Origin of the sequence: Cupriavidus sp. 2SB, assembly GCF_005503625.1 — a bacterium.
Lineage (GTDB): Bacteria > Pseudomonadota > Gammaproteobacteria > Burkholderiales > Burkholderiaceae > Cupriavidus.
On record NZ_SCMX01000031.1, the window covers coordinates 17,355 to 37,652 of the forward strand.

Genomic DNA, 20,298 nt, shown 5'->3' on the forward strand with positions numbered 1-20,298 from the left:
CCTTACTGGGCCACCCAGCCGCCGTCCATGTTCCAGATCGCGCCGCGCACCTGACGCGCAGCTTCGCCCGACAGGAAGACGGCCAGCGCACCGAGTTCTTCAGGCGTGACGAATTGGCCCGAAGGCTGCTTCTCGAGTACCAACTCGCGCTTGGCCTGCTCCACCGGGATGCCTTCCTTCTGGGCACGCGCCTCGACCTGTTTCTGCACAAGCGGCGTCAGCACCCAGCCCGGGCAGATCGCGTTGGCGGTGATGCCGGTCTGCGCGGTTTCCAGCGCGGTGACCTTGGTGAATCCGACGATGCCGTGTTTCGCCGCCACGTAGGCAGATTTGTTTGCCGAGGCGACCAGGCCATGGGTCGAGGCCACATTGATGATGCGGCCCCAGTTCTTCGCCTTCATCGACGGCAGGGCGAGACGGGTGGTGTGGAATGCGGAGGTCAGGTTGATGGCGATGATCGCGTCCCAGCGGTCGGCCGGGAACTCGTCGATGGGTGCCACGAACTGGATGCCGGCGTTGTTGACTAGGATGTCCACGCCGCCGAAGTCCTTCTCGGCGTAGCGCATCATGTCTTCGATCTCGGCGGACTTGCTCATGTCGGCGCCGTGATAGCCGACCTGGATGCCGCTGCCGGCGGCGGCGATTTCCGCCTTTGCGCCGTCGGCGTCACCGAATCCGTTGACGATGATATTGGCGCCTTGCGCGGCCAGTGCCTGCGCGATGCCAAGTCCGATACCGCTGGTCGAGCCCGTGACCAGTGCCGTCTTGCCTTTGAGCATGTAAGCCTCCGTCGGGAGTGTCAGGATGTGCTGGGGCATTGTACTCGCAGGGCGTACAATCCGGCTTTGGTCTTTGGCAGCAGCTGCTCTGCTTTTTGCGCGGCGTTTGACTGCCATTGGCTTTCCGATTTTCGCAGCCATTCCCAAAACTCTACGCCGCAGGGGATGCGGCGGCCTCGCACAGGAGTTCCGATGTCCTCCAGTCCGCGCCTCGGCTTTGTTCAATGCATCAGTCCCGCCGGCCTGCATCGCATGGCCTATCACGAATGGGGCGACCCGGCCAATCCGCGCGTCCTGATGTGCGTGCATGGACTGACGCGAACCGGGCGTGATTTCGACACGCTGGCGCATACGATGTCCGACGAGTACCGCGTCGTTTGTCCCGATGTGGTGGGCCGGGGTCGTTCGGAATGGCTGGCTGATCCGAAGCAGTACATCCTGCCGCAGTACGTGGCCGACATGGTCACACTGATTGCGCGGCTCAATGTGGAGCAGGTGGACTGGTTTGGCACGTCGATGGGCGGCCTGATCGGCATGGGACTGGCAGGCTTGCCAAAGTCGCCGGTGCGCAAGCTGTTGCTCAACGATGTGGGGCCGCGCATCACGGCGCAGGCCATCGAGCGTATCGGCGCCTACCTGGGGCTGCCTGTCCGCTTCAAGACGTTCGAGGAAGGACTGGCGTACCTGCAGACAATCAGTGCATCGTTTGGCCGCCACACGCCGGAGCAGTGGCGCGAACTGAATGGCGCGATCCTGAAGCCCGTACAGGGTGACGAGGGCCTGGAGTGGGGCCTCCACTACGATCCGGCGCTGGCCGTGCCGTTCCGCAACACGACACCTGAAGTCGTGCAGGCTGGCGAAGCCGCCCTGTGGCACCTGTTCGAAGCCGCACCGGGCCCCACGCTGGTGGTGCGCGGTGCGCAATCCGACCTGCTGCTTCGCGAGACAGCCGCCGAGATGGTGGCGCGCGGCAAGCAGGTCGAGACCATCGATGTGCCCGACGTGGGGCACGCCCCGACGTTCGTCAACGCGGAGCAGATCGATATTGCCCGGCGCTTTTTCCTGGGCACCTGAACCACCGAACAACCTGAATTCACAACGTAGACATTGTTATGAGCACCAATACCCTGAAGCGCGCCCATGTGGGCAAGCGCCTGTCCGAATATGCGGTCTACAACGGCGTGGTCTACCTGGCTGGCCAGGTTCCCGAAGTCGATCCCAAGGCCGATCTGCGCGGCCAGACACGCGAGGTGCTGGGCCATATCGACCGTCTGCTGGCCGAGGCCGGCAGCGACAAGACACGCATCCTGATGTGCCAGATCTTTCTGACCGACGTGTCGCGCATCGGCGAGATGAACGAGGTCTGGGATGCATGGGTGCCGCAGGGCAACACGCCTCCGCGTGCCACGGTTGAGGCCGCCCTGGCCAATCCCGACTACCTGATCGAAGTGGTGGTGACCGCCGCGCTCAACTGATGGCAGGTGCAGTGACATGGTGACGTCCACGGAGTTGACGGGACAGACGGCTGGCGTTCCGGACGCCGGACTCGTCGAGCGCGCACTCGCCTACGTGCGCGAAGTGGCCGGTGGAGACAACCCGGCACTGTTGCCTACGGGCGAGAGCGTGTTGTCGCACGCCGAAGGCATGCTGCGCATCCTCGATGGCCTGCGCGTGGACGACGCCGCACGCGCAGCTGCCTGCCTGTTCGCGGTAGCGGCCTTCGTGCCTGGCACCGAGGCCGGTATTGCCGAACGATTCGGCGAGGAAGTGTGCCGGCTCGAACGTGGCGTGCGCCAGTTGTTGCGTATCGGCGCCATTGCCGTGACGCAGGCAGATGTATCGGAATCGTCGAAGTCGCAGGCGGCTGCACGGCACGAGCAGGTCGAGGCGCTGCGCAAGATGCTGCTGGCCTTCGCGCAGGATATTCGCGTGGTGCTGGTACGCCTGGCATCGCGTCTGCAGACGCTGCGCTGGCTGGCGCAGACCAAGTCGCTCCCGCTGCCCGGCGTGGCGCGCGAAACGCTCGATATTTATGCGCCGCTCGCCAATCGGCTCGGGATCTGGCAGGTGAAGTGGGAACTCGAAGATCTGGCCTTCCGCTTCGAGCAGCCGGAGACCTACAAGCGCATCGCCAAATTGCTCGACGAAAAGCGCATCGAGCGCGAGAGCTTCATCACGGGCGCAATCGAGCGACTGCGTTCGGAACTGGATACGGCAGGCATCCGCGCGGAAGTCACAGGGCGTCCTAAGCATATCTACAGCATCTGGAAGAAGATGCGCGGCAAGGAGCTCGACTTTGCCGATCTCTACGACGTGCGCGCGTTCCGCGTGATCGTCAATGACATCAAGGATTGCTACACGGTGCTCGGCATCGTGCATCACATCTGGCAGCCGATTCCACGCGAGTTCGACGACTACATCTCGCGGCCCAAGGCCAACGGCTATATGTCGCTGCACACCGTGGTGATCGGTGACGATGGCCGCGCGTTCGAGGTGCAGATCCGCACGCAGGAGATGCACCACTTCGCCGAATACGGCGTGGCCGCGCACTGGCGCTACAAGGAGGCTGGCGGCAAGGGCTATACCGGGCAGTTCGCGGCCGATAACAGCTACGACGAGAAGATCGCATGGCTGCGACAACTGCTGGCATGGAAGGACGAGGCCGACCATACCGTAGCCCACGAAGATTCTCCGTGGGAGCAATTGAAGCATGCGGCCATCGACGACCATATCTACGTGCTGACGCCCCAGGCGCGCGTGGTGGCGCTGCCGCAGGGCGCCACGCCGGTGGACTTTGCGTACTACCTGCATAGCGATCTGGGCCACCGTTGCCGCGGCGCGCGCGTGGACGGTGCCATGGTGCCGCTCAATACGCCGCTCAAGAACGGGCAGACCGTGGAGATCGTCGCGGTCAAGCAGGGCGGCCCGTCGCGCGACTGGCTCAACGCGGATCTCGGTTACCTGGCCAGCAACCGAGCCCGTTCCAAGGTGCGCGCATGGTTCAATGCATTGGATTCGCAGGAAACCATCGCGCAGGGCCGTGCGCTGATCGAAAAGACGCTGCAGCGCGAGGGCAAGACCGCAGTCAATCTCGATGATCTGGCGACGCGGCTCAACTTCAAGTCCACGGACGAGCTTTACGCCGCGGTGGCCAAGGAAGAGTTCAGCCTGCGTCATGTAGAGCAGGCGCTGCGACATCCGGAAGGTGAGGCCCAGCCGCAAATCAACGAAGAAGAGGCCGTCACCAAGAAGAGTCGCGCGACCAGTGTGGCGCGCGGCGCCAAGAGCGGTGTGCTCGTGGTAGGCGTCGATTCACTGATGACCCAGATGTCGCGCTGCTGCAAGCCGGCGCCGCCCGACGATATCGTCGGCTTTGTCACGCGCGGACGTGGCGTGTCTATCCATCGCCGCAACTGCAATACGTTCCAGCAACTGTCGTCGCGCGCACCAGAGCGGGTGATCCAGACCGAATGGGGCAAGCGCAGCGACTCGGTGTATCCGGTGGATATTCACGTCGAGGCGATCGACCGCCAGGGCTTGTTGCGCGATATTTCCGAAGTACTCTCGCGCGAGAAGATCAACGTGACGGGCGTGAAGACCTTGTCGAGCAAGGGCGTGGCGCGCATGCAGTTCACGGCCGAGGTCGCGGAAGCCACACAGTTGCAGCGCGCGGTATCGTTGATCGAGGAAGTGCAGGGGGTGTTGCACGCGCGGCGAAAATAAGGTTATACTCTGCGCTTCGCTAGGCTCGTAGCTCAGCTGGTTAGAGCACCACCTTGACATGGTGGGGGTCGTTGGTTCGAGTCCAATCGAGCCTACCAACGCACAATGCAGTACAACGCCGGAAGCGCATCATGAACATGACAACTCGAACTACTACCGCTGGTTAGCGACAGTAGTCGAGGTGCGCCTTCGACCCGCAGCGGATGCGGGGGATTCACAGAAAAACGCGGCCTTGGCCGCGTTTTTTTTCGTCTGTCGCCTGCCAGCGTGCTGCTATGCTGCCGCGTCGCCCGTATCCGCCCGTGTTTTCGCGGGAGTGCGGTAGCCAGAAGAATGCCATTGCCGGTTTCGTCCGATGTGCGTCTGATCGCATCTGACGGGCTGGCGCTACAAAAGTTGCTATGCTCCGCTCGCCAAGGCACCAGATGCCAGCGCGGAGGAATCCACAAAAGGTGCAATGATGATCGCAATCACGCTGCCGGACGGTTCCCGTCGCGAGTACCCCGGCCCCGTCACGGTGGCAGAAGTGGCGCAGAGCATTGGCTCGGGCCTGGCCAAGGCCGCGCTGGCTGGCAAGGTCGATGGCCGCCTGGTCGACACGAGCTTCCAGATCGATGGTGACGCCTCGCTGGCCATCATCACGGACAAGGATGCCGATGGCGTCGACGTGATCCGCCACTCCACGGCTCACTTGCTGGCCTACGCCGTCAAGGAGCTATACCCGGATGCCCAGGTCACGATTGGCCCGGTTATCGAGAACGGCTTCTACTACGACTTCGCCTACAAGCGCCCCTTCACGCCGGAAGACCTCGCCGCCATCGAGAAGAAGATGACGGAACTCGCCCGCAAGGACGAAAAGGTCACGCGCGAGGTGTTGAGTCGCGACGAGGCTGTGGCGCTGTTCGAGTCGATGGGCGAGAAATACAAGGCCGAGATCATCGGCTCGATTCCCGCAGGTCAGGAAATCGGTCTCTATCGCGAAGGTAATTTCGTCGATTTGTGCCGTGGTCCGCACGTGCCGTCAACGGGCAAGCTCAAGGTTTTCAAGCTGATGAAGGTGGCGGGCGCCTACTGGCGCGGCGACTCGAACAACGAGATGCTCCAGCGCATCTACGGCACGGCCTGGGCGAAGAAGGAAGACCAGGAAGCGTACCTCACGATGCTGGAAGAAGCCGAGAAGCGCGACCATCGCCGTCTCGGCAAGACGCTTGACCTGTTCCACCTGCAGGAAGAAGCGCCGGGCATGGTGTTCTGGCATCCGAAGGGCTGGAGCGTCTGGCAAGCCGTGGAGCAATACATGCGCGGCCGCCTGACGGACGCCGGTTACCAGGAAGTGCGTACGCCGCAGGTGATGGATCGTACGCTCTGGGAAAAGTCGGGCCACTGGGAGAACTACAAGGAGAACATGTTCGTCACGGAGTCGGAGAAGCGCGATTACGCGATCAAGCCGATGAACTGCCCGGGCCATGTCCAGATCTTCAATCATGGTCTGCGTTCGTACCGCGACCTGCCGCTGCGCCTCGCAGAATTTGGCGCCTGCCATCGCAACGAGCCGTCGGGCGCGCTGCATGGGCTGATGCGCGTGCGCGGCTTCGTCCAGGACGATGCGCACATTTTCTGCACGGAAGAGCAGATCGTTGCCGAGGCGAAGGCGTTCAACGAACTCGCTTTCTCGGTGTATGACGATTTCGGCTTCAAGGATGTGAAGGTCAAGCTGTCGCTGCGTCCGGAAAAGCGTGCCGGCTCGGACGAGATCTGGGATCACGCCGAAGACGGTTTGCGCACGGCCCTGCGCGCCTGCGGCGTGGAATGGGAAGAGCTGCCGGGCGAGGGTGCCTTCTACGGCCCGAAAGTCGAATATCACATCAAGGATGCGATCGGCCGCTCCTGGCAGTGCGGTACGCTGCAACTGGATCTGGTGCTGCCGGAACGCCTGGATGCCGAGTACGTCTCCGAGGACAATTCGCGGAAACGTCCGGTCATGCTGCATCGCGCAATCCTGGGTTCCTTCGAGCGCTTCCTGGGCATCCTGCTGGAAAATCACGCGGGTGCATTGCCTGCCTGGCTGGCTCCAGAGCAGGTCGTGGTGATGAACATCGCCGAATCGCAGTCGGAATATGCCGAGAGCGTTGTGCAACTCTTGCAAAAACAAGGGTTTAGGGCCAAGGCGGATTTGCGTAACGAGAAAATTACGTATAAAATCCGCGAGCACTCGCTTCAGAAGATCCCTTACCTGTTGGTTGTGGGGGACAAGGAGCGGGACGCCAATCAAGTGGCCGTGCGTGCCCGTGGCAATGTGGATCTGGGTGTCATGCCTGTTTCCGCGTTTGTCGAACGTCTCGAGAAAGACGTTTCCGACAAGGCCTGAGGGTGTGAAGCACGGCTTGTTTTTTTGTCTTCTTGAGGTAACGGAACATCGCTACAGACAAAGGTCACCGTATCAACCGTGAGATCAGCGCGCCTGAGCTGCGCCTGGTAGGGGTTGATAACGAGCAGCTCGGCATCGTCAAGTTCATGGACGCACTGCGCATGGCCGAGGACAAGGACTTGGATCTCGTGGAGATCGCGCCTAACGCGGCTCCGCCCGTAGCCCGGATCATGGACTACGGCAAGTTCAAGTACGAGGAAGCCAAGCGCGCCCATGAGGCCAAGCTCAAGCAGAAGATCATCCAGGTCAAGGAAGTGAAGTTCCGTCCTGGCACGGATGATGGCGACTACAACGTCAAGCTGCGCAACCTGAAGCGCTTCCTGGAAGAAGGGGATAAGACCAAGATCACGCTGCGGTTCCGCGGCCGTGAGATGGCCCACCAGGAAATCGGCGCGCGCGTGCTGGAGCGTCTGAAGACGGACCTGGACGAACTGGGTCAGGTCGAGCAGATGCCGAAGATGGAAGGTCGCCAGATGGTGATGGTCATCGCGCCCAAGAAGAAGAAGTAATTCCTGTGCGGGGTCGACGGCCGGGATGCCATGCATCCCGGCGTTGCCTTGTGCGGAAGCCGTGCGGAGCCACCTTCGGGAGGCTGCGTACAAAAACAAGTGGATGCGGGTCTTGCAAGCGATGGCGTCAGCCGTCCACCTGCATGCATGTCATAGAGCTGGAGTTATTCATGCCTAAGATGAAGACCAAAAAAAGCGCCTCCAAGCGCTTTACGGCACGCCCGAACGGTTCGTTCAAGCGTGGCCAGGCCTTCAAGCGTCACATCTTGACCAAGAAGACCACCAAGAACAAGCGTCAGCTGCGCGGCACCCAGGACGTCCATGAGACGAACCTGAAGTCGGTTCGCGCCATGATGCCCTACGCATAACCTCAACGATAACGAAAGGAGCTTCATATGCCTCGAGTAAAACGTGGGGTCACTGCACGGGCCCGTCACAAGAAAGTCATCGACGCTGCCAAGGGTTACCGCGGCCGTCGCAATAATGTCTACCGTATCGCCAAGCAGGCGGTCATGCGTGCTGGCCAGTACGCATACCGCGATCGTCGCAACAAGAAGCGCGTGTTCCGCGCGCTCTGGATTGCACGTATCAATGCCGCGACGCGTGAGCATGGCATGACCTACAGCGTGTTCATGAACGGTCTGAAGCGCGCTTCGATCGAACTGGACCGCAAGGTGCTGTCGGACATGGCTATCCATGACAAGCCTGCCTTTGCTGCCATCGTCAACCAGGTGAAAGCCACCGTTGCCTGATGCCGGCTGCTGGAAGCGCTGAAAGGCGTTTCCGGGCAAGCACCGACCGCAAGGTTCGCTGAAACGGGGCTCCTTACCGAGCCCCGTTTTCATTGCAGATGCCATTGCGATCCATTGCGAATGCCGTGTCGATCTTCGAAACGCCATTCGCAATGCCGAAGCCAGCCCGCGCGTGATCTGCCGCACGGGATTGGCAACTCTTCCACGTACTGTCCACGTATTGCCGTCATGTCCCTGGATCTGGAACAAATCGTCGCTGACGCACAGGCCGCCTTCGCCGGCGCCAACGACAACGCCACGCTGGAAAACGAAAAAGCCCGCTTCCTGGGCAAGACGGGCGCGTTGACCGAACTGCTCAAGGGCCTGGGCAAGCTGGACCCCGAGGCACGCAAGACCGAGGGCGCCCGCATCAATCAGGTCAAGCAGCAGGTGGAAGCCGCGCTGCAGGCGCGCCGCCAGGCGCTGGCCGACGCGCTGATGAACGCACGTCTGGCCGCCGAGGCCATCGACGTGACGCTGCCTGGCCGTGCCGTGGCACGCGGAAGCGTCCACCCCGTGATGCGTACCTGGGAGCGTGTGGAACAGATCTTCGGCTCGATCGGATTCGATGTGGCCGACGGCCCGGAGATCGAAACCGACTGGATGAACTTCACGGCGCTGAACAACCCGGACAACCATCCGGCACGTTCGATGCAGGATACGTTCTACGTGGACGGCCGCGACAGCGACGACAAGCTGCTGCTCCTGCGCACCCACACCAGCCCCATGCAGGTCCGCTACGCACGCATGCATGTGCAAAAGTACGCGGGCAAGCCGATGCCGCCGATCAAGGTGATCTGCCCCGGCCGCACGTACCGCGTGGATAGCGACGCCACCCACTCGCCGATGTTCAACCAGGTGGAAGGGCTGTGGATCAGCGAGGACGTGAGCTTCGCCGACCTCAAGGGCGTCTATACCGATTTCCTGCGCAAGTTCTTCGAGCGCGACGATATCCAGGTGCGTTTCCGCCCCTCGTACTTCCCGTTCACCGAGCCGTCGGCGGAAATCGACATGGCATTCGGCAATGGCAAGTGGCTCGAGATTTCGGGCTCGGGTCAGGTGCATCCGAACGTGCTGCGCAATATGGGTCTGGACCCGGAGCGTTATATCGGCTTCGCGTTCGGCTCGGGCCTGGAGCGCCTGACGATGCTGCGCTACGGCATCAACGATCTGCGTCTGTTCTTCGAAGGCGACGTGCGCTTCCTGCGCCAGTTCGCCTGAGCCTGCAAGGCAGGCCCCAAGACCGACCGCATCGTCAAAGACATCACAGAATACCTACCGGATCAGAAGCGCCATGCAATTCTCGGAATCCTGGCTTCGTACTTTCGCCAATCCTGAAAAGATTTCCACCGACGCGCTTTCGCACGCCCTGACCATGGCCGGGCTCGAAGTGGAAGAGGTGGGCCCAGTTGCGCCACCGTTCAACAAGATCGTTGTGGCCAATGTACTGGCCACCGAGCGCCATCCAGATGCCGATCGTCTCAACGTTTGCCGTGTCGACGTCGGCACGGGTGAACCGCTGCAGATCGTGTGCGGCGCGCCCAACGTCAAGCCCGGCATCAAGGTGCCGTGCGCGCTGGTGGGCGCGGTGCTGCCGCCGGCCGAGACCGGCGGCAAGCCTTTCGAAATCAAGGTGGGCAAGCTGCGTGGCGTGGAAAGCTACGGCATGCTGTGCTCGGCGCGCGAACTGAAGCTGTCGGAAGATGCTGGTGGCCTTCTGGTGCTGCCCGAGGATGCGCCGGTCGGCCAGGACATCCGCCAGTACCTCGATCTGGACGATCAGGTTTTCACGATCAAGCTGACGCCGAACAAGGCCGACTGCCTGTCGATCCATGGCGTGGCGCGTGAAGTGTCGGCGCTGACCGGCGCGGAACTGACGCTGCCGTCGATGACGCCGGTTGCAGTGACCCTGCAGGACAAGCTGCCGGTCAAGATTTCGGCGCCGGACCTCTGCGGCCGCTTCTCCGGTCGCGTGATCCGTGGTGTGAACGCACATGCGGCCACGCCGGCGTGGATGGTTCAGCGCCTGGAGCGCTCGGGCCAGCGCAGCATCTCGGCACTGGTCGACATCTCGAACTACGTGATGCTTGAGCTGGGCCGTCCGTCGCACGTGTTCGATCTGGACAAGATTCACGGCGGCCTCGACGTGCGTTGGGGTCGCAAGGGCGAGCAGATCAAGCTGCTGAATGGCAATACCGTCGAAGTGGACGAACAGGTGGGTGTGATCGCCGACGACAAGGAGATCGAGAGCCTGGCCGGCATCATGGGTGGCGACAGCACCGCTGTCACGCTCGACACCACGAACATCTATCTGGAAGCCGCGTTCTGGTGGCCGAACGCCATCCAGGGTCGCGCGCGTCGCTACAACTTCTCGACGGATGCCGCGCATCGCTTCGAGCGTGGTGTGGATTACGCCACGACCGTCGAACATATCGAGCGGATCACATCGCTGATTCTCGATATCTGCGGTGGCCAGGCTGGCCCGGTGGATGACCAGATCGTCAACCTGCCGCAGCGCAAGCCGGTGCAATTGCGTGTGGCGCGTGCCGAGCGCGTGTTGGGCATCGAGCTGTCGTCGGCGGAAATTGCCGACGTGTTCCTGCGTCTCAAACTCCCGTTCACGCGCGTGCAGGGTGCCGAGGGCGAAGTGTTCGAGGTCACGCCGCCGAGCTATCGCTTCGACATCGAGATCGAGGAAGACCTGATCGAGGAAGTGGCGCGTATCTATGGCTTCGAGCGTATCCAGGCACGTCCGCCGATCGCCGAGAGCGAGATGCGTCCGACCAACGAAGCCCGTCGTTCGCAGCACGTGGTGCGCCATGCGCTGGCCGCGCGTGACCTGAACGAAGTCATCAATTTCGCGTTTGTCGAAGAGAAGTGGGAGCTTGATTTCGCTGCCAACGACAACCCGATCCGCCTGCTGAATCCGATTGCCAGCCAACTGGCCGTGATGCGTTCGACGCTGATCGGCGGACTGGTCGACAAGGTGCGCTACAACCTCAACCGCAAGGCTTCGCGCGTGCGTCTGTTCGAGGTGGGTCGCGTGTTCCACCGCGATGCAAACGTGGCCGACGGCGGCCTCACCGTGGCTGGCTACCATCAACCGATGATGGCGGCGGGCATTGCCTATGGTCCGGCGTTCGAAGAGCAGTGGGGCGTGGCCACGCGCCAGGTCGATTTCTTCGACATCAAGGGCGATGTCGAGGCGCTGTTCCATCCGCGCACGCCGCGCTTCGAGGCGGTCGCGCATCCGGCGCTGCATCCGGGCCGTGCTGCGCGCGTCATCGTGGATGGCAAGCCGGTGGGCGTGGTGGGTGAGTTGCATCCGCGATGGCTGCAGGAGTATGAACTGACGAACGCGCCAGTGGTGTTCGAACTGGAACTGGACGCGCTGCGTGACGTGGGCATGCCCGTCTATACCGAAGTGTCGAAATTCCCTGCTGCCGTGCGGGATCTGGCCGTCGTGGTCAAGCAGTCCGTCCGCGTTCAGGACATGGCGGACGCGATGCGTACGGCGCTGGACAAGGCCGGTCTTGGTCACTTCGTGCAAGCGCTGGTGCTGTTCGACGAGTTCCGTCCCAAGGCCGCTTCGGCGTCGATTGGGGCCGACGAGAAAAGCCTTGCGTTCCGCGTGACGTTGCAAGATACTGGGGCGACCCTCCAGGACGAGACCGTCGACAACGCGGTGCGCTGCATGGTCGATGCGCTGACGGCAGGCTTTGATGCCCGTCTGCGCGGTTGAGCGGTAGCCCGCATCAGGAGCGCCCGGACACAGCTTCCGGGCGGATCGCCAGACAGTACTAAGAGAGCGATCAAGGATGAACGATCGAGACGCGATTTCCATGAATGCTGCAGACCTTGGCGAGGCGAGCGACCGGCACGCTGCCTCCCTCGACGACGCATCGCCGGAAGCCCGCGCGACCGAGGTGCCCACGCTGACGAAGGCCGAACTCGCAGAGATGCTGTTCGATCAGGTCGGCCTGAACAAGCGCGAATCGAAAGACATGGTCGAAGCGTTTTTCGACGTCATTCGCGAAGCGCTGGAGCAGGGCGACAGCGTCAAGCTGTCCGGCTTCGGTAACTTCCAGTTGCGCGACAAGGCACAACGCCCCGGCCGTAACCCCAAGACAGGCGAAATCATCCCCATCACCGCAAGACGGGTGGTGACGTTCCACGCCAGCCAGAAGCTCAAGAGCCTGGTCGAGGAGCGCGCGGACGCGGCTGTCCCCGGCTAAGCGGATCCGTTGCCTGCGCATGCATGGTCGGAGCAAATTCCGGCGATGCATGCGAGACATCGGCACAGTCCGTCGCGGTTGCCACACACTTGCCACACCTGCCCCATACGGGTGGATTGCCCGAGGGGGTGGCAGTCTGTATCCTGCAATGCCGCGCGTACGTTGCGCCAACAGCATGGGCCGACGGCCTGATACCAGCACCTCCATCGCATGACGGACAAAGCCAGCGAGCGCATCGCGTTGCCGCCGATTCCCGCAAAGCGCTACTTCACCATCGGTGAGGTGAGCGAGCTGTGCGCCGTCAAGCCGCATGTGCTGCGGTATTGGGAGCAGGAGTTCACCCAACTCAAACCCGTCAAGCGACGCGGGAATCGTCGCTACTACCAGCACCACGAAGTCTTGCTGATCCGCCGCATCCGCGAGCTGCTCTACGAACAAGGCTTCACGATCAACGGTGCTCGCAACCGCCTCGACGAAGGGCGTCACCATGCAGCGATGCATGCAGAGATTGACGAAGTGCAAACGACAGACGCGACACCGGCGCCACTGCTATCGGTCGACCTCAATACACTGCGCAACGAACTTGTCGATGTGCAGCATCTCCTCGCGCAACTCAAGCAGATTGCACGCATCGAATAAATTGCGCGCAAACCACTAGCCATTCACGATGGCTCTGATATACTCTCGTTCTTCTTCGGGGCGTAGCGCAGCCTGGTAGCGTACCTGCATGGGGTGCAGGTGGTCGGAGGTTCAAATCCTCTCGCCCCGACCAGAATTAAAAACCCGCTTGGTGTGAGCCAGGCGGGTTTTTTCATTTGCGTGAATTGCTACGTAATACCTGCATCAAACCGCAACCTTTCCTTACATCTCCGACATTGTTCCGTGCGGGAGATCGTCTAGCCTTAACCCCATTCATTGAACCGGACAGGCGCCGCACGCGAAAGGTATCGTCGTGCGGCCGGGTGTTAGCTGATGAGTTGGCGTGACGTTTTTGTAATCGGTGTTGGCTGGGTAGGAGCTTGCGTGCTGGTGGGATGGATCATGACGATGGCGGTCAGATTCTCCAGTTGATTCCAGGCGATTAGCTGCCTTTGGCGTTCACCAGTACCGGGTCCTTCCGATATACCTCGGGGAACATCGTCTTCAGGTTGTTGACCTTGGGCAGGTCATTAAAGACGATGTACGGATAATTCGGGTTCTTGACCAGGAAATCCTGATGGTAGTTCTCCGCGGCATAGAACTTCTTGTCGGATTCCACGCGTGTCACGATCGGTGACGACCATGCCTTGGCGCTGCCGAGTTGGGCGATATAGGCATCCGCAATCGATCGTTGGTCCGGCGTGCGCGGGAAAATGGCCGAGCGATATTGCGTGCCGTGGTCGGGGCCCTGGTAATTCAGTTGGGTCGGATTATGGGCGACCGAGAAGAAAATCTGCAGCAGCTTGCCGTAGGTGACTTGTGTGGGGTCGTAACGGACTTCCACGGCCTCGGCGTGGCCGGTGTTGCCGGTGCCGACTTTCTCGTATTGCGCCGTACTGGCCGCGCCGCCAGCGTAACCGGATGTGACAAGTGTCACGCCACGTACATGCTGGAACACGCCCTGCACACCCCAGAAGCATCCGCCTGCGAACACGGCTGTTTCGGCGTGGCTGGTGCCGGGTTTCTCATCGACGAGGGGTGCGGGAATCTTCACGGCCTGCTCGGCGGATATTGCAGGGATGCGCCATGTGGTGGCGACTGCGGCGAGCATCGCGAGGCCCATCATCTTGAGCGTGGTGGGGCGCATCCAGCGTTGCAGCGTGGTCATGGTGTCGGTAGTCATGATCGATGTCCTGTCAGGCAAGTTTCAGATATTCAAAGCAATAGCCAAATACAGCCGGGCTTCAGCCGAAGGTGAAGGCGTAAGCCTGCACGCCCGGGTCGAGAAATTCGATATCGAAGGTGCGGTCGCGGATGTCTCCGGTCTGGCGAACGAGTTGATAGAGACGCTGTCCGGTGACGGTGCCGCTGCCATCGGCAGCCACGTCGGTGCCATGCGAATCTCCAGGGGCTTGCCCGTCGATCGTCACGCGGAAGCGCACGGGTTTGCCGTCGGCACCGGGGCCGAGTACGAGGTGCAGGTCGCGGGCGTGGAAGCGGTAGACGATGCGACCATCGGGCTGCGTCAGCGTGGCGTGTTCCTCGCCGACCTTCCAGTCGCCGGCCAGCCCCCACTGGTTCAGCGCGGGCTTTGCCGGCGCGCTGTAATCCTGGGTGGCGTCTGGCTTCAGGCCGCCGGGCGAGGCGAAGTTGTCGGCGCGGCCATAGCCGACGTAGGTTTCGGGCGAGCGCAGCGCTTCGCTATCGGCGGCCATTTCCACACCCTTCGAGACTTCAGGGCCAGTCATCGCCACCTTGTCCACGCCGGTGTGTCCGGCCTCGGCCAGCAATGCGCGGATGACCTGTTCGGACTTGGCGTATTCACCCTCGCCAAAATGGTGGAAGCGGATGCGTCCCTGTGCGTCGATGAAGTAGTGCGCGGGCCAGTAGTTGTTGTTGAACGCGCGCCAGATCGCGTAGTTGTTGTCGACGGCAACGGGGTAGGTAATGCCGAGGTCCTTGACGGCCTTGCGCACATTGTCGAGGTTGCGCTCGAACGCGAACTCGGGAGCATGCACGCCGATCACGACGAGTCCCTGGTCGCGGTACTTGTCGGCCCATGCCTTGACGTAGGGCAGGGTGCGCAGGCAGTTGATGCACGAGTACGTCCAGAAATCGACGAGCACGACCTTGCCGCGCAGTTCCGCGGCGGTCAGCGGGGGCGAGTTGATCCAGGCCACGGCGCCGTCGAGGCCGGGGAACTTGCCCTCGACCGGCAGGTTCGCGGCAGGGTCCGAGCCTGCGGCGCGCATCATCATCGAATTCCCGGCTTCGGGCTTGGCCGACATCGCCATCGAGGTGGGGTTGGCCTGCATCATCATCGCGCCGCCGGCATCATTCTTCTGGCCGGCGAACTCGTCGACAAGGCGTTGCTCAAGACCGCCCGTGGCGACCGTGGAGATGCGCGTCAGGATGCCGGTGTCGAGTCCGAGCGCAATGGCGCCTACGCCGACCAGCATGGCCGCGCCGATGCCGCGCCGCACCCATTCGCCTGCACCCAGCGAACGCTTCATCGCCGCAAAGACCTTGCCGCCGATCAGCAGTGCCACGGCCAACGAGGTGGCTGCTCCCAGCGCATAAGCCAGCAGCAGCAATGTCGTCCCCACGCTGGCGCCTTGCAGCGCGGCACCAGTCAGCACCAGGCCCAGGATCGGCCCGGCGCAGGGCGCCCAGAGCAGCCCCGTGGCGATGCCAAGCAGGAAGGACGAGGCGGGGCTGGCGGGCTTGCCATCGGCCTGCGCGAAGTTGGTCAGACGACTGCCGGCGCGCACGAGCGGTTGGGTGAGGCGCTCGGCCACGCTGGGAAACAGCAGCGTGATACCGAACACGGCCAGCAGCGCGATGGCCAGCCAGCGGCCATACTCGTTAGCCTGCGCCACCCAGCCGCCACCGACGGCGGCCAACGTCGCGACACCTGCGAAGGTCAACGCCATGCCGGCCAGCAGTGGCAGGCCGCTTCGCACGAACGGCTGGTCAGCGCGGGCAAAGACGAATGGCAGCACGGGCAAGATGCAGGGGCTCAGGATCGTGAGCACGCCGCCCAGGTAGGAAAGAATCAGCAGCAACATGGCGAAGCCTCGGCAGGGTTTGTCAGGACGTGGGATCAGGCCGATGTGGCGCGGAATGTCATCGCCACGCCGTTCATGCAGTAGCGCAGGCCGGTGGGCTTCGGGCCGTCATCGAATACGTGGCCGAGGTGCCCGCCGCAGCGGTGGCAATGCACGGCGGTGCGGACCATGCCGAAGGTGCGGTCGGAGGTTGTGCCAACAGCGCCGGTCAGTGGCGCCCAGAAGCTGGGCCAGCCCGTGCCGCTTTCGAACTTGGTATTCGAGGAGAACAGGTCGAGCGCACAGCCGGCGCAGGCAAATATGCCTTTGCGGTGCTCGCCGTTCAGCGGGCTGCTGTAGGGGCGTTCGGTGCCCTCCCGGCGCAGCACGTCGTACTGGGCGGGCGTCAGCTTCTTGCGCCATTCGGCGTCGGTCATCGTGACCTCGAACGTCTGTGGGGCCGGTGCGCCGGGCGTTGCCGAGGCGGCGCTGGCGAGGTTGTCGGTCAGCAGCCGCCAGCCGCCCACGGCGGCCACTGCGGCGGTCAGGGTGCCGCCGGACAGCAGGAAGCGTCGGGTGATGCGCATGATGGACTCCGAATCGAATGCGGGATGAAACGAATGCTAGGCAACGACCGGTATCGGAGTCTTCGCCAAACCTTAAACAATTCGTGAACACCCGGTCGCGCGGATTTCTGCACAATAGCGGCATGCCGGGGCGCACCGGACGCCACCCGGGCGAGAGAACATGGAACAAGCCAAACGGATCCTGCTGGTCGAAGACGATGTCGGCATCGCCAACGTGCTGGCCATGCACCTGCGCGACGAGCGATACGAGGTGGTACACAGCGCCGACGGCGCCGAAGGGTTGCGCCTGCTGGAGCAGGGCGGCTGGGATGCGCTGGTACTGGACCTGATGCTCCCCGGCGTCGATGGCCTGGAGATTTGCCGGCGCGCGCGCGCCATGACGCGCTACACCCCGATCATCATCACGAGCGCCCGTTCCAGCGAGGTGCACCGCATCCTGGGTTTGGAGCTGGGTGCCGACGACTACCTGGCCAAGCCGTTTTCGGTGCTCGAACTTGTGGCGCGCGTCAAGGCGCTGCTGCGCCGCGTGGAAGCGATGGCGCGCGACGTGCGTTCCGACGCCGGCACGCTCGACCTGGCTGGCCTGGCCATCGACCCACTGGCACGCGTGGTGACGCTCGATGGCAAGCGGCTGGACCTGACGCCGCGCGAGTTCGACCTGCTTTACTACTTCGCTCGCCATCCCGGCAAGGTGTTCTCGCGCATGGACCTGCTCAACGCGGTCTGGGGCTACCAGCACGAAGGCTACGAACACACGGTCAACACGCACATCAACCGGCTACGCACCAAGATCGAGGTCGATCCGGCCGCGCCGCAGCGCATCCTGACGGTCTGGCGCCGCGGCTACCGCTTCGTGGCCGATCCGCAGGCTGAAGGCGCGTCGGATACTTCCGAGCCGGGAGCCTTGTCATGAATCTCTCGCTGACCCAGCGGCTTTCCGTCGTCTTCGCCGCGCTGTTGCTGGCTTGCTGTGGCGCTTCCGCATGGCTCCAGGTGCGTGCCAATGCGATGCACGAGAAAGAGGTCATCCAGGATATTTCGCGCGGACTGGCTGCTTACATCGCCCGCAACGCGCTGCTGGAAGACCAGAGCGCGATTGCACCCCAGGCGCTGCGACAATTGTTCGGGCAGCTCATGGTGGTCAATCCCAGTGTGGAGGTCTACTTGCTCGACGACGAGGGCCGCATCCGGGGCCACGATGCACCGAGCGGGCATCTGGTGCGTGACCGTGTGGATCTGGCACCGGTGAAGAAGCTGCTCGATGGCGGGGCACTACCGATTCTTGGTGACGATCCGCGCAGTGCCACGGGGCGCAAGGTGTTCAGCGCCGCGCCGTTGCGTCAGGGGGGCTACATCTACGTGGTGCTGATGGGCGAAGCGCACGACAAGCTGGCCGCGCAGGCGTCGGAAGATTCCGTGATGCGCACCACGCTGTGGTCGATGGCGCTGGTGGCCACGCTGTGTCTTGTGGCGGGTCTGGTGGCCTTCGCGTTGATCACGCGCCCGCTGCGTCGGCTGACCGATGACATCCGCCGTTTTGATTCTGGCGAGGACCAGACCGCCGCTTCGGACAAGCTGGCCGACCCGCTGCCTCGCAACGAGATTGCCGCGCTGCAGACGGCCTTCCGGCAGATGGCCGGGCGCATTGAATCGCAATGGCGAACGCTGCGGCAGCAGGATCAGGAACGCCGCGAAATGGTGGCCAATATCTCGCACGACCTGCGTACGCCGCTGACCTCGCTGCACGGTTATCTGGAGACGCTGTCGGTCAAGGCCGATACCCTGAGCACCGCCGACCGCCAGCGTTATCTGGCCATCGCACTGGCACAGAGTGCCAAGGTGGGCGGGTTGGCGCAGTCGTTGTTCGAACTGGCCAGGCTGGAACACGGCATGGTGCAGGCGACGCCCGAAGAGTTTTCGATGGTCGATCTCACGCAGGATGTCCTCGAAAAATTCGCACTGTCCGCCGAAGCCAAGCAGCTTCACCTGCGAGCCGGCGTGCCGCCCGCGCTGCCCACCGTGTCAGCCGATCTCGGCATGATCGAACGTGTGCTGACGAACCTGCTCGACAACGCGATCCGGCACACGCCAACTGGCGGCACCGTGGAAATCGACCTCGCCAGCCAGGATGGCAAGGTGGCCGTGACGGTCAGCGACACCGGGCCGGGTATTCCGGCTACGTTGAGGGAGTCGATCTTCCAGCGGCCGTTTCCATCCGGCGGCGCGCATCGCGGCGGCGGGCTGGGCCTGCTGATCGTGCAGCGGATGCTGCAGTTGAACGGGAGTCAGGTAAAGCTGGTGGAGAAGGGGGTGGGGACGACGCTGACGTTTGCGTTACGGGCGGCGCGGTAGTTTCCTGTTGCACCCGATGACCTCACAACATCGCAAACCGCGCCGCTTGTGGCCCGACCAAAGCGGGGCGGCCGACCGGATAGCGATGATGATCGCTGCCCGCCTGGAAGGACAGGTAGTCCGGCGTCCAGCGCAGGCCGCGCAGGTGGCGGACTTCCACACCTTCGACGAGGATGGCGCCGCCTTGCACCGTCACGCTGTCACAGGGCAGTTGCAGGAGTTCGGCGTCGTCGCCGAAGTAGTGGGCTTCCAGCAGGATCGAGGCAGCTTGATAGGCGGGCATGGGGCAGGGGCGGTCGTTGATCGATACTGTATAAACGTACAGTAGTATAGCGACCTTCCAGTGCCTGTGCTATCCACCCGGTCCACGTGTTAGGATGCCCCGCTTCATCGGAGTCCACGAATGTTTGTCTGTCAGAACCAGCCTTGCGGCGCCCGTTGGGCGGATGACGAGGTAGAAATCCGGAACGAGGGCCAGGGCCCGCTGTTCCGCTGCCCGCAATGTGGCGCGCGCAACCTGCTCGAAGTCAGGCCGGGATCGGGCGACACGCCAACGTATCGCCAGATCGCCAAGGTGCACAAAGCCGCCCCGACGCCACGTGCCAAGGCATCCGGCAAGCCACCCGCCGGAGAAGCCCCCGGCGACACCGCGAAGAAAAGCTCGCGTCCGCCGGCCGGCGCGCGGCGCGGCGGCAAGCGCGCCTGATTTCCCCCCTCTCAAGAGGGGCGACGCCAAAAACGACAGCCCCTGTCGCCTAAGTTCGCTCAAGGCGGTGGGAGGCCGGACCGTTAAGGCTAGACATGGATATCAGCGATTTTTCCCACGATTCCGCCTCCAATGCCGAAGTCATTGGATGGTCGGGTGCTTCCCCGCAGGTGATTGCGCGCGTACTGAACACGGCGCTGGCGGCCCAGGATCTCTCGGGCTTTGCCGCGTTGCTGTCCGATATCGCGCGCGATCGCGGGCTGAAGGGCGCGCGGGGTACGCATCAGTCCATCTACGACATGCCCTACGCGAGCCTGCTGCCTCGCCAGAAACATCTCCTGGCCGATGCCTTCGAACTTTTCCTGCGTCTTGATATCGAGTTCCGCGCGCGCGGCGATGGCGACGACGACCTGACGGCAGACGGCGACGACCCGCCGCCGCTGCGCGACATGGATGACGACGACGTCATCGACGAGGATTGAAACGCGCGTTCCGGCGCGCC

Annotated in this window: 20 protein-coding genes and 2 tRNA genes; 17 read left to right on the top strand and 5 right to left on the bottom strand. The window is 62.9% G+C overall.

What is annotated here, in order from left to right:
* Nucleotides 1-2: 2 nt before the first annotated feature.
* Nucleotides 3-779: a 3-hydroxybutyrate dehydrogenase gene (locus tag FFS21_RS16035; protein WP_137925782.1), complete on the bottom strand. Its 777-nt coding sequence runs from the start codon at nucleotides 777-779 to the stop codon at nucleotides 3-5.
* Nucleotides 780-971: 192 nt separating this feature from the next.
* Between FFS21_RS16035 and phaZc the strand changes: the two genes are divergently transcribed.
* From phaZc to FFS21_RS16100, 13 genes are all read left to right on the top strand, one after another.
* Complete coding sequence (phaZc, locus tag FFS21_RS16040; RefSeq protein WP_137925783.1) at nucleotides 972-1,853, top strand: 3-hydroxybutyrate-oligomer hydrolase PhaZc; 882 nt, start codon at nucleotides 972-974, stop codon at nucleotides 1,851-1,853.
* 38 nt (nucleotides 1,854-1,891) lie between these two features.
* Complete coding sequence (locus FFS21_RS16045; protein ID WP_137925784.1) at nucleotides 1,892-2,254, top strand: RidA family protein; 363 nt, start codon at nucleotides 1,892-1,894, stop codon at nucleotides 2,252-2,254.
* 16 nt (nucleotides 2,255-2,270) lie between these two features.
* Nucleotides 2,271-4,502 carry a RelA/SpoT family protein gene (locus FFS21_RS16050; protein ID WP_137925785.1) on the top strand — a complete coding sequence of 744 codons (2,232 nt, stop codon included), beginning with the start codon at nucleotides 2,271-2,273 and terminating at the stop codon, nucleotides 4,500-4,502.
* A gap of 21 nt (nucleotides 4,503-4,523) precedes the next feature.
* A tRNA-Val gene (locus FFS21_RS16055) sits at nucleotides 4,524-4,600 on the top strand.
* A gap of 362 nt (nucleotides 4,601-4,962) precedes the next feature.
* The gene (gene thrS, locus FFS21_RS16060; protein ID WP_137925817.1) at nucleotides 4,963-6,870 is read left to right on the top strand and encodes a threonine--tRNA ligase; all 1,908 of its coding nucleotides are present in this window, start codon (nucleotides 4,963-4,965) and stop codon (nucleotides 6,868-6,870) included.
* A gap of 47 nt (nucleotides 6,871-6,917) precedes the next feature.
* A complete protein-coding gene (gene infC / locus FFS21_RS16065) occupies nucleotides 6,918-7,439 on the top strand; it encodes a translation initiation factor IF-3 (protein ID WP_130390413.1) in 522 nt (173 codons plus the stop codon).
* Between the two features lie 170 nt (nucleotides 7,440-7,609).
* Nucleotides 7,610-7,807 (top strand): 50S ribosomal protein L35, encoded by a 198-nt coding sequence (gene rpmI / locus FFS21_RS16070; RefSeq protein WP_006575466.1) that lies wholly within the window; start codon nucleotides 7,610-7,612, stop codon nucleotides 7,805-7,807.
* Nucleotides 7,808-7,834: 27 nt separating this feature from the next.
* On the top strand, nucleotides 7,835-8,191 hold the full coding sequence (gene rplT, locus FFS21_RS16075; RefSeq protein WP_071070014.1) for a 50S ribosomal protein L20: 357 nt from the start codon (nucleotides 7,835-7,837) through the stop codon (nucleotides 8,189-8,191).
* Nucleotides 8,192-8,425: 234 nt separating this feature from the next.
* Nucleotides 8,426-9,451 (top strand): phenylalanine--tRNA ligase subunit alpha, encoded by a 1,026-nt coding sequence (gene pheS, locus FFS21_RS16080; RefSeq protein ID WP_171020427.1) that lies wholly within the window; start codon nucleotides 8,426-8,428, stop codon nucleotides 9,449-9,451.
* A gap of 73 nt (nucleotides 9,452-9,524) precedes the next feature.
* A complete protein-coding gene (gene pheT / locus FFS21_RS16085; protein WP_137925787.1) occupies nucleotides 9,525-11,972 on the top strand; it encodes a phenylalanine--tRNA ligase subunit beta in 2,448 nt (815 codons plus the stop codon).
* 76 nt (nucleotides 11,973-12,048) lie between these two features.
* Entirely contained in the window at nucleotides 12,049-12,465 is a 417-nt protein-coding gene (locus FFS21_RS16090) for an integration host factor subunit alpha (protein WP_137925788.1), read from the top strand.
* Between the two features lie 210 nt (nucleotides 12,466-12,675).
* Entirely contained in the window at nucleotides 12,676-13,104 is a 429-nt protein-coding gene (locus FFS21_RS16095) for a MerR family transcriptional regulator (protein ID WP_137925789.1), read from the top strand.
* Nucleotides 13,105-13,160: 56 nt separating this feature from the next.
* Nucleotides 13,161-13,237: transfer RNA gene (locus FFS21_RS16100), tRNA-Pro, on the top strand.
* 309 nt (nucleotides 13,238-13,546) lie between these two features.
* On the opposite strand, the gene msrA is transcribed toward FFS21_RS16100, so the two are convergent.
* The 3 genes from msrA to msrB form a co-directional block, all read right to left on the bottom strand.
* Complete coding sequence (gene msrA, locus FFS21_RS16105) at nucleotides 13,547-14,287, bottom strand: peptide-methionine (S)-S-oxide reductase MsrA (protein ID WP_137925790.1); 741 nt, start codon at nucleotides 14,285-14,287, stop codon at nucleotides 13,547-13,549.
* 61 nt (nucleotides 14,288-14,348) lie between these two features.
* A complete protein-coding gene (locus FFS21_RS16110; protein WP_137925791.1) occupies nucleotides 14,349-16,172 on the bottom strand; it encodes a cytochrome c biogenesis protein DipZ in 1,824 nt (607 codons plus the stop codon).
* A gap of 35 nt (nucleotides 16,173-16,207) precedes the next feature.
* Entirely contained in the window at nucleotides 16,208-16,738 is a 531-nt protein-coding gene (msrB, locus tag FFS21_RS16115) for a peptide-methionine (R)-S-oxide reductase MsrB (RefSeq protein ID WP_137925792.1), read from the bottom strand.
* A gap of 160 nt (nucleotides 16,739-16,898) precedes the next feature.
* Between msrB and FFS21_RS16120 the strand changes: the two genes are divergently transcribed.
* A complete protein-coding gene (locus FFS21_RS16120) occupies nucleotides 16,899-17,651 on the top strand; it encodes a response regulator transcription factor (RefSeq protein ID WP_137925793.1) in 753 nt (250 codons plus the stop codon).
* Nucleotides 17,648-19,090 carry a sensor histidine kinase gene (locus FFS21_RS16125; protein ID WP_137925794.1) on the top strand — a complete coding sequence of 481 codons (1,443 nt, stop codon included), beginning with the start codon at nucleotides 17,648-17,650 and terminating at the stop codon, nucleotides 19,088-19,090. The genes FFS21_RS16120 and FFS21_RS16125 overlap by 4 nt, the downstream gene beginning before the upstream one ends.
* A gap of 22 nt (nucleotides 19,091-19,112) precedes the next feature.
* Here FFS21_RS16125 and FFS21_RS16130 read toward each other — a convergent pair whose 3' ends face one another.
* A complete protein-coding gene (locus FFS21_RS16130; protein WP_137925795.1) occupies nucleotides 19,113-19,373 on the bottom strand; it encodes a hypothetical protein in 261 nt (86 codons plus the stop codon).
* A gap of 120 nt (nucleotides 19,374-19,493) precedes the next feature.
* On the opposite strand from FFS21_RS16130, the gene FFS21_RS16135 reads away from it, so the two are divergent.
* On the top strand, nucleotides 19,494-19,796 hold the full coding sequence (locus FFS21_RS16135; protein ID WP_137925796.1) for a hypothetical protein: 303 nt from the start codon (nucleotides 19,494-19,496) through the stop codon (nucleotides 19,794-19,796).
* Between the two features lie 95 nt (nucleotides 19,797-19,891).
* Nucleotides 19,892-20,278, top strand: coding sequence for a hypothetical protein (locus FFS21_RS16140; RefSeq protein WP_137925797.1), 387 nt, complete (start codon nucleotides 19,892-19,894; stop codon nucleotides 20,276-20,278).
* Nucleotides 20,279-20,298 lie beyond the last annotated feature (20 nt).

Coding starts and splice junctions, on each gene's coding strand:
- thrS (WP_137925817.1), top strand. CDS start 4,963: ATGATCGCAATCACGCTGCCGGACGGTTCCCGTCGCGAGTACCCCGGC.
- FFS21_RS16050 (WP_137925785.1), top strand. CDS start 2,271: ATGGTGACGTCCACGGAGTTGACGGGACAGACGGCTGGCGTTCCGGAC.
- rplT (WP_071070014.1), top strand. CDS start 7,835: ATGCCTCGAGTAAAACGTGGGGTCACTGCACGGGCCCGTCACAAGAAA.
- FFS21_RS16095 (WP_137925789.1), top strand. CDS start 12,676: ATGACGGACAAAGCCAGCGAGCGCATCGCGTTGCCGCCGATTCCCGCA.
- FFS21_RS16120 (WP_137925793.1), top strand. CDS start 16,899: ATGGAACAAGCCAAACGGATCCTGCTGGTCGAAGACGATGTCGGCATC.
- FFS21_RS16110 (WP_137925791.1), bottom strand. CDS start 16,172: ATGTTGCTGCTGATTCTTTCCTACCTGGGCGGCGTGCTCACGATCCTG.
- FFS21_RS16090 (WP_137925788.1), top strand. CDS start 12,049: ATGAACGATCGAGACGCGATTTCCATGAATGCTGCAGACCTTGGCGAG.
- msrA (WP_137925790.1), bottom strand. CDS start 14,287: ATGACTACCGACACCATGACCACGCTGCAACGCTGGATGCGCCCCACC.
- FFS21_RS16035 (WP_137925782.1), bottom strand. CDS start 779: ATGCTCAAAGGCAAGACGGCACTGGTCACGGGCTCGACCAGCGGTATC.
- pheT (WP_137925787.1), top strand. CDS start 9,525: ATGCAATTCTCGGAATCCTGGCTTCGTACTTTCGCCAATCCTGAAAAG.
- FFS21_RS16045 (WP_137925784.1), top strand. CDS start 1,892: ATGAGCACCAATACCCTGAAGCGCGCCCATGTGGGCAAGCGCCTGTCC.
- FFS21_RS16140 (WP_137925797.1), top strand. CDS start 19,892: ATGGATATCAGCGATTTTTCCCACGATTCCGCCTCCAATGCCGAAGTC.
- phaZc (WP_137925783.1), top strand. CDS start 972: ATGTCCTCCAGTCCGCGCCTCGGCTTTGTTCAATGCATCAGTCCCGCC.
- FFS21_RS16135 (WP_137925796.1), top strand. CDS start 19,494: ATGTTTGTCTGTCAGAACCAGCCTTGCGGCGCCCGTTGGGCGGATGAC.
- FFS21_RS16125 (WP_137925794.1), top strand. CDS start 17,648: ATGAATCTCTCGCTGACCCAGCGGCTTTCCGTCGTCTTCGCCGCGCTG.
- rpmI (WP_006575466.1), top strand. CDS start 7,610: ATGCCTAAGATGAAGACCAAAAAAAGCGCCTCCAAGCGCTTTACGGCA.
- FFS21_RS16130 (WP_137925795.1), bottom strand. CDS start 19,373: ATGCCCGCCTATCAAGCTGCCTCGATCCTGCTGGAAGCCCACTACTTC.
- msrB (WP_137925792.1), bottom strand. CDS start 16,738: ATGCGCATCACCCGACGCTTCCTGCTGTCCGGCGGCACCCTGACCGCC.